This window comes from Spiroplasma endosymbiont of Nebria brevicollis (genome assembly GCF_964030895.1).
Lineage (GTDB): Bacteria > Bacillota_I > Bacilli_A > Mycoplasmatales > VBWQ01 > Spiroplasma_E.
On record NZ_OZ034986.1, the window covers coordinates 270,407 to 286,001 of the forward strand.

General features: G+C 24.6%; 21 protein-coding genes and 1 pseudogene. 12 read left to right on the forward strand and 10 right to left on the reverse strand.

Annotated elements, in window-relative coordinates:
- Nucleotides 1-13 precede the first annotated feature (13 nt).
- From AAHM98_RS01530 to AAHM98_RS01540, 3 genes are all read right to left on the reverse strand, one after another.
- Nucleotides 14-214 carry a hypothetical protein gene (locus AAHM98_RS01530; protein ID WP_342276750.1) on the reverse strand — a complete coding sequence of 67 codons (201 nt, stop codon included), beginning with the start codon at nucleotides 212-214 and terminating at the stop codon, nucleotides 14-16.
- Nucleotides 215-335: 121 nt separating this feature from the next.
- Nucleotides 336-497, reverse strand: coding sequence for a hypothetical protein (locus AAHM98_RS01535; protein WP_342276751.1), 162 nt, complete (start codon nucleotides 495-497; stop codon nucleotides 336-338).
- Nucleotides 498-901: 404 nt separating this feature from the next.
- Nucleotides 902-1,834 carry a rolling circle replication-associated protein gene (locus tag AAHM98_RS01540; RefSeq protein ID WP_342276752.1) on the reverse strand — a complete coding sequence of 311 codons (933 nt, stop codon included), beginning with the start codon at nucleotides 1,832-1,834 and terminating at the stop codon, nucleotides 902-904.
- 747 nt (nucleotides 1,835-2,581) lie between these two features.
- Here AAHM98_RS01540 and AAHM98_RS01545 point away from each other — a divergent pair.
- A pseudogene (locus tag AAHM98_RS01545) lies at nucleotides 2,582-4,119 on the forward strand (ABC-F family ATP-binding cassette domain-containing protein).
- Between the two features lie 70 nt (nucleotides 4,120-4,189).
- On the opposite strand, the gene AAHM98_RS01550 reads toward AAHM98_RS01545, so the two are convergent.
- The 7 genes from AAHM98_RS01550 to AAHM98_RS01580 all read right to left on the reverse strand — a co-directional run bounded on the left by AAHM98_RS01550 (nucleotide 4,190) and on the right by AAHM98_RS01580 (nucleotide 10,150).
- On the reverse strand, nucleotides 4,190-4,474 hold the full coding sequence (locus AAHM98_RS01550) for a hypothetical protein (protein WP_342276754.1): 285 nt from the start codon (nucleotides 4,472-4,474) through the stop codon (nucleotides 4,190-4,192).
- Nucleotides 4,475-4,884: 410 nt separating this feature from the next.
- Nucleotides 4,885-5,715, reverse strand: coding sequence for a hypothetical protein (locus AAHM98_RS01555; protein WP_342276755.1), 831 nt, complete (start codon nucleotides 5,713-5,715; stop codon nucleotides 4,885-4,887).
- Complete coding sequence (locus tag AAHM98_RS01560; protein ID WP_342276756.1) at nucleotides 5,643-6,080, reverse strand: hypothetical protein; 438 nt, start codon at nucleotides 6,078-6,080, stop codon at nucleotides 5,643-5,645. The genes AAHM98_RS01555 and AAHM98_RS01560 overlap by 73 nt, the downstream gene beginning before the upstream one ends.
- Nucleotides 6,081-6,361: 281 nt before the next feature.
- Nucleotides 6,362-6,538: a hypothetical protein gene (locus AAHM98_RS01565; RefSeq protein WP_342276757.1), complete on the reverse strand. Its 177-nt coding sequence runs from the start codon at nucleotides 6,536-6,538 to the stop codon at nucleotides 6,362-6,364.
- Between the two features lie 89 nt (nucleotides 6,539-6,627).
- Nucleotides 6,628-8,742 (reverse strand): hypothetical protein, encoded by a 2,115-nt coding sequence (locus AAHM98_RS01570; RefSeq protein ID WP_342276758.1) that lies wholly within the window; start codon nucleotides 8,740-8,742, stop codon nucleotides 6,628-6,630.
- Between the two features lie 233 nt (nucleotides 8,743-8,975).
- Complete coding sequence (locus AAHM98_RS01575; protein ID WP_425289598.1) at nucleotides 8,976-9,863, reverse strand: Mbov_0401 family ICE element transposase-like protein; 888 nt, start codon at nucleotides 9,861-9,863, stop codon at nucleotides 8,976-8,978.
- Between the two features lie 23 nt (nucleotides 9,864-9,886).
- Complete coding sequence (locus tag AAHM98_RS01580; RefSeq protein ID WP_342276760.1) at nucleotides 9,887-10,150, reverse strand: hypothetical protein; 264 nt, start codon at nucleotides 10,148-10,150, stop codon at nucleotides 9,887-9,889.
- A gap of 95 nt (nucleotides 10,151-10,245) precedes the next feature.
- On the opposite strand from AAHM98_RS01580, the gene AAHM98_RS01585 reads away from it, so the two are divergent.
- From AAHM98_RS01585 to AAHM98_RS01635, 11 genes are all read left to right on the forward strand, one after another.
- Entirely contained in the window at nucleotides 10,246-10,629 is a 384-nt protein-coding gene (locus AAHM98_RS01585) for a hypothetical protein (RefSeq protein WP_342275810.1), read from the forward strand.
- Nucleotides 10,630-10,750: 121 nt separating this feature from the next.
- Nucleotides 10,751-11,275, forward strand: a complete 525-nt coding sequence (locus AAHM98_RS01590; RefSeq protein ID WP_342276761.1) for a hypothetical protein — start codon at nucleotides 10,751-10,753, stop codon at nucleotides 11,273-11,275.
- A gap of 12 nt (nucleotides 11,276-11,287) precedes the next feature.
- Nucleotides 11,288-11,446, forward strand: a complete 159-nt coding sequence (locus AAHM98_RS01595; RefSeq protein WP_342276762.1) for a hypothetical protein — start codon at nucleotides 11,288-11,290, stop codon at nucleotides 11,444-11,446.
- Between the two features lie 20 nt (nucleotides 11,447-11,466).
- On the forward strand, nucleotides 11,467-12,609 hold the full coding sequence (locus AAHM98_RS01600) for a hypothetical protein (protein ID WP_342276763.1): 1,143 nt from the start codon (nucleotides 11,467-11,469) through the stop codon (nucleotides 12,607-12,609).
- 3 nt (nucleotides 12,610-12,612) lie between these two features.
- Nucleotides 12,613-12,903, forward strand: a complete 291-nt coding sequence (locus AAHM98_RS01605) for a hypothetical protein (RefSeq protein ID WP_342276764.1) — start codon at nucleotides 12,613-12,615, stop codon at nucleotides 12,901-12,903.
- A 48-nt stretch (nucleotides 12,904-12,951) separates the two neighbouring features.
- Nucleotides 12,952-13,710 carry a hypothetical protein gene (locus AAHM98_RS01610; RefSeq protein WP_342276765.1) on the forward strand — a complete coding sequence of 253 codons (759 nt, stop codon included), beginning with the start codon at nucleotides 12,952-12,954 and terminating at the stop codon, nucleotides 13,708-13,710.
- Nucleotides 13,710-14,000, forward strand: coding sequence for a hypothetical protein (locus AAHM98_RS01615; protein WP_342276766.1), 291 nt, complete (start codon nucleotides 13,710-13,712; stop codon nucleotides 13,998-14,000). The genes AAHM98_RS01610 and AAHM98_RS01615 overlap by 1 nt, the downstream gene beginning before the upstream one ends.
- On the forward strand, nucleotides 13,960-14,340 hold the full coding sequence (locus AAHM98_RS01620) for a hypothetical protein (protein WP_342276767.1): 381 nt from the start codon (nucleotides 13,960-13,962) through the stop codon (nucleotides 14,338-14,340). Before AAHM98_RS01615 ends, AAHM98_RS01620 begins: the two co-directional genes overlap by 41 nt.
- Nucleotides 14,303-14,596 (forward strand): hypothetical protein, encoded by a 294-nt coding sequence (locus tag AAHM98_RS01625; protein ID WP_342276768.1) that lies wholly within the window; start codon nucleotides 14,303-14,305, stop codon nucleotides 14,594-14,596. Before AAHM98_RS01620 ends, AAHM98_RS01625 begins: the two co-directional genes overlap by 38 nt.
- Nucleotides 14,597-14,604: 8 nt before the next feature.
- On the forward strand, nucleotides 14,605-15,120 hold the full coding sequence (locus AAHM98_RS01630) for a hypothetical protein (protein WP_342275917.1): 516 nt from the start codon (nucleotides 14,605-14,607) through the stop codon (nucleotides 15,118-15,120).
- A 6-nt stretch (nucleotides 15,121-15,126) separates the two neighbouring features.
- On the forward strand, nucleotides 15,127-15,468 hold the full coding sequence (locus AAHM98_RS01635) for a hypothetical protein (protein ID WP_342275748.1): 342 nt from the start codon (nucleotides 15,127-15,129) through the stop codon (nucleotides 15,466-15,468).
- Nucleotides 15,469-15,595: the final 127 nt, after the last annotated feature.

A 15,595-nucleotide genomic window follows, 5' to 3' on the forward strand; every position in this document is an offset into this window, starting at 1 on the left:
CTATTTAGTTTTTTTAATTTTCTTTTTGTTGTAATTGTTCTTTTCTCATTGTTTTATTTAACGCAATATCTAATATACAATTTGGACAATAATATTGTTTAGTATATAAATTTTGTAAAACTTTCTTAGGACAAATAACTTGGTCACAAAGTTTACACATATACATTGACAAATGAAATAACTGTTCACAAGCACAATTATTAATCTTTGACATAATTACTTATCTTTTCATTCAATAATATCAACAATAATACCGGATAAATCCAAAACTAAATTATAATAATTACCAACTTTTAAAGTTAATTTATGTAAATATTTTGAAAAATCATTAACTACTAATGGGTTATACACTTATCTCTTACTTTACCAGTAGGAATATTTGTTTGTTTATTAATTTCTAAAAAAGTCAAAACATCAAAATTTAAAAACTTACCATGATTATTTTTATCAGGTATAATCTTATCTTTTTCAATATTAACTAACTGAGTTTTAAACATAAAAATTGCCAATCCTTTCTAAAAATTTTAATAAAAAATTAATAAAAGAATTGGCAAACAATAAGTAATTAAACTATAAATAAAAAATAATCTAATAAAAAAAGTTTTTAAATGAAGTATTTAACTATCCCGGACAAGGAATTGTATTACCAATTCAAATAAGCTAAATACTATTTAAAAACTAGTTTTAAAAAATATTTACTTACAATATTATAATAACATAATAAATAAAAATTTCAACAAATTAATAATAAAATAGCAGACACCATTATTCCTTGTCCGAACAACAACAGTATCTGCACAATTAAAGTATAACAAAAACACAAAAAAATACAAATATTACAAATAATAAAAATTAAATAATCAAAAATGAAAATATTAAAAACAACAAAATTAAATTTTAATTAATGTAAAACTCTTTTTTGCAAAAATACTTTTTCAATTTTACTTTTATCAAAAACTTTATATAGAAAATCTAAAATTTCATTTCTATTAAATTTATTTTTCAATCAATACCTAAACCGTAAACTTTCTAAACTTACATATTGCTGAAAATCTCTAAAATAATCATCAGTAACATTATAATCATAACTTCCACCAATTAAATAAGTAACACCTTGTTCACTTTTCTTAGTTTTAAACAAATAAAACTCTTTTGCCTTTTCACACGCTTTAATTAAATCTTGTAAAAGTAAATTTTTAACACCACGAACTATAATCGGATTTTTACAATTACGACTAAAAGAATACGCCTGAACACCAACATCTTTTTGATTTAAAGACTTAATATTCTCTTGCACTTTTGTTACATACTTACTTAAATACTTAACAACAAATTCATTAGTACCTTTTTTAACAACAATTAATTTAATACCCGATTTTTGAGAATATGGTCATCACTGAAATATCATACTATAAGGTATTTTACGATTAAAAACTATATGAAAATGTACTGCTCCACGCTTTTGATACTCATAAACATAAAAATACTTCAATTCACCCATATATTTAGCACGCTTAGGGTCATTTCATCAACGCTTTAAACGTTTAAAGAATATAGAAATATCATGTTTTGCTTTTCTAATATCAGTTTCATTCTGCTGATAAGTCAAAGTTAAAAAACTTAAAACCTTAGCATCATAAAAATTATGTAATGCTTTTTGAATTAATTTAGACTTAGTACGAACATTATTATGTCTTAACTTACTATCATTACCAACATTCTTAATACCATTCTCATTACGTTTATTATTCAAAACATCAATTGGCAAAACAACATTCTTAACATAACAAGCATAAAAAATCTTTTTAACATAAAAATTATATGAAATATTCATTTATAAAACATCCCGGACAAGAATTTTTTAATAAAATTAAATGATTTATAAACTAATACAAATCTTTAATAATCATATCATAAAAAAATAAAAAAAATATCAAATTTAATCTTAAAATAAACTTCGCGGTGAAAAATGATACTTAATTTAATAATAAGCGATTTGCTACAGTACCAATAATTATGTTAGATAAGGATATATTATAGAACCCTATTTTAATTATAACACTTAAAATATACTTTTATGTCATGTTTCTTAAAATAATTTAATTTATTTTTTTAATAAAAAAACAAGAGCCTTTCGGCTCTTGCCTACACAAGAATTATTATTAAGATAATATGTCATTTATAAAAAAGGGGGGGTTATATTTATAAATAAAACTTAAGGTTATTGGGGGTTATAGAGTTTAAATTAGGGGTTATAGATTAATTTTGAATTTTTTTTATATTAAAAAATATTATAATTGAGTAATGTTGACATACCATCTTAACTTTAATAGGACCTAGGCTATCTAAATCCTTATAAGAATAATAACAAATAAAAATTAAATTGCAAGGAAATTTGTTCTTATTTTTAGAAATAAATTATAATTTTGAATTTTTTATATTAAAAAACTATACTCACTATAGGTTTTTAATATAAAATCTACTAATAAAAACTGATAAAATTTGCTATTCGTTTTGTTAACGTTAATATTCATGTTATTATTATTTAAGTAATAAAAAAAAGTACTAATGAGGTAGAAAAATGAGTATCATTACAATTGAAAATTTAACACATGCTAATGGTGGTAAAGCATTATATAAGAATGCATCGCTACAAGTCAATAAAGGCGAACACGTGGCACTAATCGGTATGAATGGTGTAGGGGTAAGACTACGTTGTTAAACATCATTAATGGTACGCTATCAGCCGATAATATTGATTTAAATATTCATCCTAAAATTAAAATTGGTTATTTAGACCAACATCAAGAAGTTAATTTGGAATTAACAGTTTTACAGTATTTGCGTGAAAGTTATCAACATCTTTTTGCACGAGAACAACAAATGGAAGCCCTTTATGCTAAAATGGCAGAAGAATATACAGAAGAACTGTTAAATAAAGCTATGAAAATTCAAGATGAATTAACTAATCAAGGTTTTGATACAATTAGTAAAAAAATTGGACGGCTAGTTGATGGGTTAGGAATTAATATGCAATTATTAGAACAAACATTAGGTAATCTTAGTGGTGGCCAAAGAGCGAAAGTCTTATTAGCTAAGTTATTGCTTAATGAAGACGACTTCTTATTATTAGATGAACCAACTAATTTCTTGGATATTGAACAAATTAATTGGTTAGCAAAATTCTTACAAACCTACCCTAGTGCTTTCTTGCTAGTATCGCATGATCGTAACTTTATTAATATGACGTGTAATATTATTTTTGATATTGATAATTGTATGATTACGCGTTATGTTGGTAACTTTGAATCGTTTTTAGAACAAAAAAGTTTACATCATCGTCAATACGAGTCAGCATACACAAATCAAAAGAAACTAATTGAAAAATTAGAAACTTATATTAGTAAAAATGCAGCCCGTGCATCAACTGCTAAAAGTGCTGAATCACGAAGAAAACAACTTGCAAAAATGTATGTTATGGATAAACAGCAAATTCAAGCACCGCCAAAATTTTATTTTAAATATTACAAAACAACAGCATCAATTGCCGTGCAAGCAGAAAAGCTAGAAATTGGCTATGATAAGCCACTAATTAAACCTTTAACATTTACCATTAGAACTGGTAGTAAATGAGTAGTTAAAGGTTATAATGGAATTGGTAAGACCACTTTTTTACAAACATTAGCTGGTAATATTCCTGTTATTTCTGGAAATATAAATCTTGGTGATAAAATGCAGGTCGCATATTTTCATCAAACTGAAGTTATGAGTAGCGTTACACCGTTTAATTATTTAAAAGAATTAGATATTAAGTTACCTGATGGTGAGGTACGTAAACTTTTAGCTAACTTTGGTTTACGTAGTAATTTAGTAATGAAACCAATGAACTTATTATCAGGGGGAGAGCAAACGAAAGTGCGTTTAGCATCCTTGGCATTAAAACCTTGTAATTTATTAATATTAGACGAACCAACTAATCATATTGATGTGCTTGCTAAAGATTCATTATTAAAGGCATTACAAAATTTTGAAGGAACAGTTTTAATTACTACTCATGATACTAATTTTAATAATAGTTGAATTGATGGAGTATTGGATTTTGAACAATTAATAGATTAGTTGAATTTGTAAATATTAAAAATTCCCTTATTTTTCACAATAAGGGAATTTTTAATAGAATTATTTTTAATTATCCTTTGTTTCCACGGTTACGGTCATCGCGTCCGCGTCCAGCAAATCCACCAGTGTTGTTTCCTCAACTAGAGTCGCCACCACGATCGCTACGTGGTCTGAAGCTTCCACGATCTCCGCCTCTGTCTCCACCTTGTGGTCTTGCTCCACGTTCAGCGAAGCGTTTTTCACGGTCTTCGGTAATTTTTACAAGTGTTGATAAGTTTTTACTAATTTCAACTACTTTTTCGTTTAAGGCTTTAATTTCACCTAATAATGCTTCAATTGTTTGATTGTTTTCCATTAACAATGCCTCTTCTTTCTGGCGCCTAATTGATAAATCTGATAATAATATCTGATGTAATATGATTATAAGCACTTAATTAAGTATAGCATTAATTAAAAGAATGTATAATAAAAAATTGATTTTTTGATATATTTTTTATGATTTTAGTGTGATGTCTTTAATTCAAATTTGGCTTTTATTATCTCCATTTTTTTGACTAGCATCTCCAGCGATAACAGCTACAATATTGTATGTGTTTGTCCCTTCTGTTAGTGTATAAAAAATTGTAGATTGCAGAGTTTGTTCATCGTATGTACAATGGTCTACAGTTGTATTTCATAATTTAGTATCATTATTAAAATCAATGGTTTTTTCAGCACGTGCATAAACGTAAGGAATGTAGGTATCAATTGTTTAAGCAACATTAGTTAGGATAGTATCAATAGTTGGTTCATAAGTTTTAGGAAGTCTAAAATCATACCTAAGGGTGAATCAGCAGTAAAAGTATCATTTTTGACTCCTAATAATGATAGTATTTTATTTCAATTCTTGTCAATAGTATCTTTATCAGAATTATTAATTAAATCTAAAGCATCTATGAAATCTTTATTACTAGATAAGTCCTTTATTTTTTTACTAAAGTCAATAAAATCAATATTTAGTTTATCATCACTAGTGAAGGTTTTAATAATAGCTTCTAATCAATCATTAATATTATATTGTGTTAAGTATGGTGAAAGCTTATTAAATGCATCTTTTAATTTATTATTAATAGCATCATGGAATGGTTTTGAACTTTCCATTGCTTGCGTAAATGTTATTGGGTCCTTATCTTTAGTTGTATTAATAACAACATCACTAAAAATTCCTTGGTTTTTGTCGTTAGCACTAAGTAAACTAATAAAGAAATTAGCAAAATTTTCTGGTGATGCGATTAGATTTTTAATAGTTGTCATGACATCTTTAATATTTAAAATCCCTTCAGCAGGATTACTTGGTGTTGTACCATCAGTAATTGATTTGATAGTAGTTGTTGGTGGAAAACCTAATAGTTGTCATTTAATAACAGGAGTTAGTAAAGAAATTAGTTTTACTGGATCTCCAATAAACGGAAGAATAACGTTTAATAGTTTACTTGTATCATTATCAACTAATTCATTTTTATCATTGTAAACTAGTGCATCATTTAAGACTTTACCAAGAAATTGACCGCTTGTTGTTTTGTATAAATCATTGATTTCAATACTTGTTTTAGCCATAAAGAAACTATCTCAACTAGTGATTTTACTAATATTTTCTTCGGTAAATAAATTTGTTTTGACACTATCTGATGCAGCTGCGCTTTTTTATCAGAACCACTAGCAGTAAGTCAGCCATCATTTCCGTTTGGACCTAAAACGGTAAGTTGAATACTTTTTGCAATATCACCTTGACCATCATTGTAGTAGTTTTTACTATTAACTGTTAAATCTTTTGTTGGATCAAAACCTTTTAACGAGTCTAATAAACCACCAACACTGCTTACTAATGATGGAATATCTAATGAGTTATTATTAAATAGTTGAACTAATGCTTGTTCAATTATTGGCTTGCTTTTTTCATCATTTAGTAAAGCAACAACCATTTCTGGTGTAGCAATTTGAATAACTGGTAAAAAATTCTTAACTTTTGAAATACTATCCTTTACTTTATTAAAATTATCAGCGGGTGTAATGGGACTATTTTTAATAAAATTTATATCTCCAACATTACCAGTAATGGTTTTATTATAACCTCAGTCATTGACAAAGTCTTGATAACTATTACCATCAATAGTTTCGTTAGTATCATGTTTGATATTATTGTCACTATTTTTTAATGTATCATTTAATAAGTTGTTAGTATTAATATTTTGTTGTTTACTTGTTAATAAACTTTTAGTAACAACACTACTTTCTTGTGCTCATTTTTTGACTTGGTCATAACCGGTATAACTCTTGTGCTTGATGGGGTACCATTATCTTTTGTTTTACATGCTACTACTGGTAAAATCGTAGTTGAAGACAGGGCAAGAATGCCAATTAGTGATAATATTTTTCTCATAATAATTATTACTCCTTTTCTTTGTTATTACAATCTTTTACAAAAATAGATAGTCTAAAGACTATCTATTTTTGTAAAAGATTGAATTATTAATTTATAAGTGTAATAGTTTTAAATTTAAAATTACGAATTCCTTGGAAAGCATTTAAATCTTCACTATCAACAAGACTAACTACAAAATGATAAGTAGTACCACCAATAGTATAATTAAAATCATATTTTAAATTAATGGTTTCAATGTTATTAACAGTATTACGTTGCATACTAATATTATAAGTATGTCCTAATTTAGCATTAGAAACATCAAAATAGTCGTCATAGTTAGTTTTAATTCATTGGTTATTAAAGTTACTAATAATATCTGATAGACCAAGTTTTTTATTAGTGCCAGTAGTACCAAATATTAAGTTTAAAATTTTAGTCAGTTCACTATTTTGGTCAAACATAGCTTTTTCTAAAATGTCAATGGGCAAATTAGGAGTAAAAATATTATAGTCAACTCCTGGTTTATTACCACCAAGGTCAACATATAATTGTTCAATAGCACGATCTTGAATGGGATCATTATTTTTAATAATATCTTTTAAGGTAATCATGGCATCAGTTAGTTTAGTTAATAAGCCATTAGTAGTGTTTAATAAAAATAATTGTGTTTTAACTAAATCTATATCAACGAATTTTCCTGCAGAATATTGGTTACCAAGTTGAGTAATAAGATTAACAATCGTGTTAACAGTCTCTTTACCTGTAGATGTTAAGAATCCAACTGCACTATCAACTAAACTATTCTTAGTGTCGTCACCAATATAAGTACTATTTAAAATTGAACCAAGTGGGGCATTAATTGTTCCTATAGGAACAGTAACCATTATTTTTATGTCATAAGTAAAAGTATCTAATGTTTTATCAGTGCCAGATCACCCTAATAATTTTTTAATAATACTTTTTAACTGTTCAGGATTGTTTACTAAATTTTTAATAGTATTAGCAATATCTAACAAGTTAAAACTTTGCGTAGTTTGGTTAGTTGGAGTATCTCCAACTGTTAAATGTTTAACACCAAGGGTAATATCAGGCATTTCTAAAAGTCATTTTTTAATTATTGGGATAATACCTTCTACAATTAATAAAGGGTATAAAGGGTTGGATAATAAGAAAGGTACAAATTGTGATATATCTTTTAATAATCCATCTGTGTCAATATTATTGTTAGCATCAATATGATCACTAAGAACATCACCTAAATAACGTGGTGCTGGTGCTGGTGCTGGCTGCACCGGCGGAACAAGATTAATTATTTCAGGATGGTCACTACTAATTTTTCAAAATAAATAGTTAATTAATGAACCACCGCGGTATAAATTAAAATCATTTTGTGACCATGAATCAAGTTTATGACCATTAGTAAAACTAATAATGATTGGTGTAAGTCCACTATTTAAGTTTCAATTAGTACCAGTTACTCATGCACTATACGGTTTATTACTACTATCTTTTGAATTAATTATGAAATTTTTTAATGCTGCTAGGTCATTTGGTGTTTTTTGTCCTGTTATATCTCATTTACCATTAACTAAGTTACCCATTAATCTACTAATCTCTGGAATAAAATCTGTATAGTTATTAATCAAATTAATTACTAATTGTAAAGTTGCTGGTTTGTCTATTAGATTACCTTGCAAGGTTTTAAGAAATTCCACAATCGGTCCATGGGCAATCCCATTAGGAGCAATTGCTAAACTATACAAAGTTGGGTTGTTAAGCGCTGTTAATAATCTAATTTGACTAGCAGTATTAAAACCATTAGTAATTGCTCGTCGAGTGTTAACATTTTTTGTTAATGTTCCAGTTCCTGAAGCAACAAAAAACTGATTAGGAACAAAACCGTTAATATTGATACTACTATTACTCCCTCATTTTTGAGCAAACTCATCTCAATTATTTACGGTTTGCCCTTTACTGGCATTAACAATACTTCCATTTTTCTTTTGATTCATAATTTCATCATTAGTACTATTAGTATCACTGTCAATGACTTTGGACATAACAAGGCTTTTAAGTACTGATGATGTTTGATTAGCAAAACTATGAGCTATAGCATTAGTAGCACGATTAACATAAAAGTTAAAACTACAAGCGACTAGGGGACTAGCAGATGAAGTTACTAATAATACAATTCCAATTTTAGTAAACAATTTTCTCATAATCTGGCTCCTTAATAGAGTTTATTAGCGTTTATCAATTGCATTAATTTTAAAGATTTGGGCGAATAAAATATACGTATAGATACTTTCAATGAGAGAAATATATCTTTAATTGTTAGTGTAATTATACCATATATTATCATTCTTGTAAACAATAATATCACTTTAATTTTACTATTTTAATCTAAAAATTCCTAACTATTTAGGTAAATATTTATTTAATTTTATATTAACTAAAAACTAATATTTTGTTTATTAAGATATGCTACTCTTGCATTTAACATATTAATAAATGTTTTAGAATTATATGCTTTTGCACCATTTCCTTTTAATGACTTTACTAAATGAAAAACAGTACTTTCAGCATAACAACCAATATTTCAATCTGCTCCTTGATTAATAATACCTTGAGTATTATTTTTAAAATAATTAAATGTTTTTTTATCAACATTATTTTCTAAAATATTAATAAATTGATTATAATTACCGTTTTTAAAAGAAGCAGATGAATCTATATACTTAGTTCAATCAGTAGATTCTTTTTTCTTTCCCCTTTTACCAACAAATGATTTTCAAAGATAACTAAAAGCATGAAATTTATCTAATATATAATAACCACCTAATAATTTAGCCATTGCTCTTATTGATAATGCACCATCACCTGCAATTATTAAATTAAGATTTTGAGATTCTAAATCTTTTAAACTATTTATTTTAATATCATAATTATTATTAATAGTTTCAAAAACAAAATTATATACTTTATCTTGTGACATATTATCATCATTTTTATATAATAAAAATGCTGTTGTTTTATTTAATAATTTATTTCTATTTTTACTAATATTAATTTTATGAGTATAAAGATTAAAAATTTTAATACAATGTTTTTCTATTATTCCATAATCATTTCTTAAAAATTCATAACAATCATCAATATCAATATGAAGTTTTTGATTATCTAATACTTTAATTTTTTCTTTTAAAGGTTGAATAGTAAATTTACTATTTTTTATTATATTACTAATAGTTTGATTTGAAATAGGACAATCGGGTAACATATCTTTAATATCACATTGTCTTTTACCTTTATGTATTTGTTTTAATATAAAATTTAATAAACGATTAGTATAATTTTTATATTTTAGAAACTAATAAAATTTTTTACTGGACATATATTTTCATTAGTTTCTAAATTTTTATATATTCTTAATGGAAGATAAGATTTTCCAAAAGGATTAATAATTAATTTTTGTCTTCTTTGTATATATTTATATTTATTTTTATCATAAGTTTTAAAATAATTATAATCATAATTTAATAAATCTTGTTCATATTCTTTTATTTTTAAATTTGTATATTTAATATCTAAACTATCATAATCATATTCATTATTGATTAAAGTCATGATATTAATTCCTTTCTTAATTATTAATCTAAAATGATTATATATAAGAATAATAGTAAATGTTATAATATACATAAGGATAAAAGGTGAATAATATGCCAAAACAAAGAAAAGAATTAGGTAATTATAAAGAAAAAATACAAGAGTATTTAAGAACAAATAAAGATAATCTTAAAAAATGTACTAAACAAGAATTAAATTATATTTTAAAGGTTGATAATAAATACATATTTGATTGCCGAAGAAGACCGACAAAATGACAAAAAGATTTTATTAACGAATATGATAAAGCATGCCTTAAAATAGGCATTGCACGATTAAAAAATGTAACTAAAGTTGCACAATATGAATGATTATATTTAAGAACAAATCATAGAGATATGTTTGATGATTTAATAGATAATCAAGATGTAGAAACAAATAATAGTAATATAATTATTAATATTACTGAACCAAGAAAAATTGAAAATAATAATTAGAAAATCTATATTTAATATAGATTTTTTCTTTATTTTAAAGGGTAAAAATGATATAATTATTATGAAATATGGCTTGACTATTTGCCTAATAATAGGAATTATTATTAATAAGGAGTTTAAAATGGAAAATTTTAAATGAGATGATAAAGTAGATTATTCTAAACCAGAAAATTTACAAAGATTAGTTAAAGAACATGAAGAATTTATGAAAAATAAAATCTTAAATCCAAAACTACAAGAACAACAAACTAAATTAAAAGAATATGAAACTAAAATTAATAGTTATGAAGAGCAACAATTATTTTCTAATATTAAAGATACTAAAAAAGTAAATTTAATTAAAAATTTAATGAGTACTGATAATTATAAATCTTTATCTAAACAAGAAGCATTTAATAAAATAAATGAAGATTATAAAGAATTTCTTATTGATAAAATATCAGAATCTTTTAAACAAGAAAATAAACCTAATACAAATGATTTTAATCCTAAAACTCTTTTAGATTTACATACAAATAGTATTAATCTAGAAGAATTAGAAAGAAAATTAAATGAAAAAGCAAAAACTACAGGTATTACTGACCCTAACGAATTAGAAAAACTTGTAAATTTAGCAAGAGGAAATGCACTTAAATCTATTAAATAGAAAGAGGATAAAATGGCAATTCCACAAATACCTAAAGCATTTATTATTGGTGATAATACACCTACTGAAAATGCTGTTTTAAGTGTACTTGAAGCACAAGTTCGTGGTGAGTTAACTGCTGAAATAAGTACTTTATTTATGAGAAATACTGTTACTGCTGACCAAAAATAGCAAATATTAGTGGTGTCGCAATGGCAATATATAGAGCAACAGTTCGTGTATTATGAGGTTCAACATGAGATGAATTTACTGGTACTAAAAGACAAAAAGGAACAGTTAAAACAACAACATTAATTATTGATAAAGAATTAAAAATTGATTTTAATATTCCAGAATTTGATATTGAAAGATTTATGACTTCACCAGCAAATGTAGCAACTCAAATTGTTTCAAATTGAACAAGTTCATTTATGAGAAATTTAAGAGAAAATTTTGAATTAATATTTTTACAAGGTACCAAAGATTATGCAATTGCTAAATCATTAGTATTACCTTTAAATTTAAATAATATGACTAAAGAACAAGCATTAAATGCTTATTATATAATTGGAGAAAGAAATAATAAATTAATTAAAAAAGTAGATGATATTACGGTTGGTATTAGTAAAGCAGATTTAACTGGTGCTTGTGGTATTTATAGTAGTTTTAATTTGGCAAAAGCATTTACATTATTAAATTATGGTCAAATTGCTGCAAATACTTTAGCAACTGGTAAAAGATATACAAATCAAATTATGGGTATGGAATTTTATGAAAGTTTTTATTTAGAACAAGATTTTATTCATGATACAGTTTCTGGTATGCATTTAGAAAAAGATTATAATTTATTAAATTTATTTGGTGTAGTTTATAACAGATATATGTGAGGTATGCCTATTTCATTTACAAAAGTAAGAAATAAATTAGATAATGCAACAGATAATATTCGTATTATTGGGAAAGCATTATATGCATTACCAAGTGCAATTAGACCAGATTTAATGTATATTATTCAAGAAAAAATGCCAACAATTGATGAAATTAAAACAGCAAGAGCAAAAAATTATAAAACAGACCCAACTAATGTTAATGCTACTTATCAATCAACAGATTATGATAATATGAATATTTTAGATTTACAAAATATAATTTATTATAAAGATTTAGGAAAAATTACTATTGCTAGTGATAATCCTACTAGTGATGAATTAGATATAGCAATAGTAAAAATAGGTAATGTTGGATTTGAACCTAAAAAAGCAACATATACTAATATTACTAATACAAGTGCAACTATGACTGGTGATAATAAAGAATATTATGGAACAGCTAAATTAACATTTACTAAGGCTTAAATTATGGAATTTATATATAAATATTTTAATGATAAATCACATATTATTATAAATTCCCTAAAACCAGAAGATTTAAATAGTTCACAAGATATATTAGCAATATTACTTTATGAATTTCCAACATTAAATCCAAATTATATAAGAGTAAGTAATGTACATGATAATTTTGCTGTATGTGTTGGAGATAATGTTAATTTAAAAGGTAAAGTATTAATTCAAATTAAAAAATCTACTAAATTATTAAAAGGAGAAAATAAACATGCCACAACATGCTGAAACTATACCATTGAGTAACTATACTTTAATAAAATTAATAAGAACAGGTATAATCCAATTTTAGCAATGATTGGAACCAGTGCTTATTATGGTCAATTAATAGGTAATCCAGTGTTAGGTTCAATTAATAGTTTATTATTTGGTAAAAAATTAGGTTTAGATATATGAAATTTAAATCAAAGACCTTCTTCTAAAACTAAATTTATTAATAGTAGTAAAAAAATATTATTAGGTTTAGGAACAATTAGTTTAGCAAATTATAGTAAGTTTTTAAATACTGTTATTACACCAATAGAATCTACTACAACAATTAATCCAATAACAAGTACTATATCTCCTATAACTACTACAAGTACAACATCAACAACTGTTAATCCATTTCCAGATAATTTATTTAATAATAATTCTAATAATTTAATGGATTGAGATACTTATATTTCATTAAATGCTTATGGTATTTCAAATCTTATTAGTGGAATTACTGAATTAATACCTAATAGATTTGAACCAATAAGAAAAATAGCAAATATGGGTACTGGTGGGTGTTTAATTAGTAGTGGTGTAGCAATGGGTATTAATAATGATTTTAATAATGCTTCTGCTATTCCTACAATAATAGCGGGTGCTAGTGAAATTATACATAATTTATTACCAATGAAAACAAATCATGATAGAGAAATGCAAGAAACTTCATTTATTGATAATGAAACTCAACCAATAATATCAGATGATAATAATTTTGATTGAGATAACTATGAAACAAGAGATACTATTAATGATTATGACCCTAATATTCAACGTAGTAATAGTTTATTTACTTTATAATGTTACCTTTAATTATTAGATTAATATATTCTGCATTAGCTAGTGATGATATTCGAGTATTAATTGTTAGTTTATTAAAAAATTATAGTAAAGATAATGGATTAAAATCAGTGTTAGATAGTGAAAATGTTTCTATTGAAGAATTAAATCAACCTTATTCAGTTTTTAATCCTAATATTGCTAAAAAATTATTATCTATTTTAAAACCTAATGAATTAACTATTTTAAAAACTGAATTAGATAAATTATTTGTTAATCCAATTAAAAAAGTTAATAATTTATTTAAATAATAAAGATGTAAAAGAAACTGATAATAAAGATGATAAAGGTTGAGTAATATTATCTAGTTCATGATTAAAAAAAGGTTTATTTTATAAATCTAATAAATCACTTAAATTAGGATTATTACAAGTTTTAATACAATCTGATACATATAAAAATAAACGTTGATATGGTCCATATACTTATCCTAATGTAAATGAAGAGACTTGAGAATTAATGAAAGTTCAAAAAGGTAAAAATGGTAGTGGTGCTGGAACAATATTTTGAAGATATTTTTTAAGGGGTTTTTTACCTTCACAAATACGTAAATATGTTAAGAAACAACTTAAAGAAGAGGAAAGGTATTAGTAAAGGTAAACAACGCTATAATGTGCTTAAATCAACTAATATTAATGTATTAAAAACAACTGCATTTATTAATAGATTAGAACGTGGATTTTTTAAACTTAAAGAATTTAAAACTTTACCAAAAACTGAATTAGGTAGTAGAGCATGAAGAGTAGAAAGAAAAGAATATTTAAATTTTCATAAAACAAGTAGTACTACTAAAAATATAGGTATTTCTATTTATAAAAATAAAAGTAAATATAAAACATGAAAGTAGGTGATTATATGGATATAGATTTAACAAAACCTATTAAACCAATTGGTATATGAAATACTATTAATCCAATATCAAAAGATAATAAAGAATATAAAAAATTAAATAAAATTTGATTTAATAAAAATAGTACTCATATAGATAAAATCAAAATATTAATATCTAATATTTTAAAAATAACTAGTCATATTATTGGTATATTAATAACATTATTTTTTACAATAACACCATGATTACTACCTAAAATACCAATAGAAATGGGAATTGGAAGTTATACAACTCAATATAATTTTACTTGACCTGACCATTTGGTTTTAACTTTATTTCCAATGTTTAGTCATATAGGATTAAATCTAGCAACTAAATTAGGTAATTATGGAAAATTACTTAAATTTGGATTAATAATAATTCCAATTATTATTACAAGTCCTTATTTAATTTATCAATATCAACAAATTAAAAAACATAAAAAAGAATGTATTTTATGTAAAAATCATTCAAATAAAATTCAAATAGAAAAGGTGTAATAAAAAATGAATTTAACAGTATATTTATTAAGTGGAATTATAGGAGGAGCAGTTACTAGTGGTGTTATTATTACTTTTGTATTATCTATTATTTCAAAAAAAATTAAAAAAAATAAACAAGATATAGTTGCTAAAGAACTTAAAATTAATAAATTAATTGAATATATTATTTTAAATATTAAACAATTAAATGATAGATTACAATTAACAGAAACTCCTATTGCACAAAAATTAGATGCTTTTGATGTTGATGAAAAAGATTTTGAAGATTTTATTATTGCTCAAAAAGCAAAACGTCAAGAATTAACAAATAAAGATAAGAAAAAAGTAACTAAAATTAAAATTTAAAGGGTTTAAATACCCTTTATTTTTACATTAAGGAGTAAATTATGGCAATTATAAAGACCCAATATTATTTATTACAGTTGAAGAATTTAAATTATCAAAATATTTTAATGAATTATTTTTTGATAAA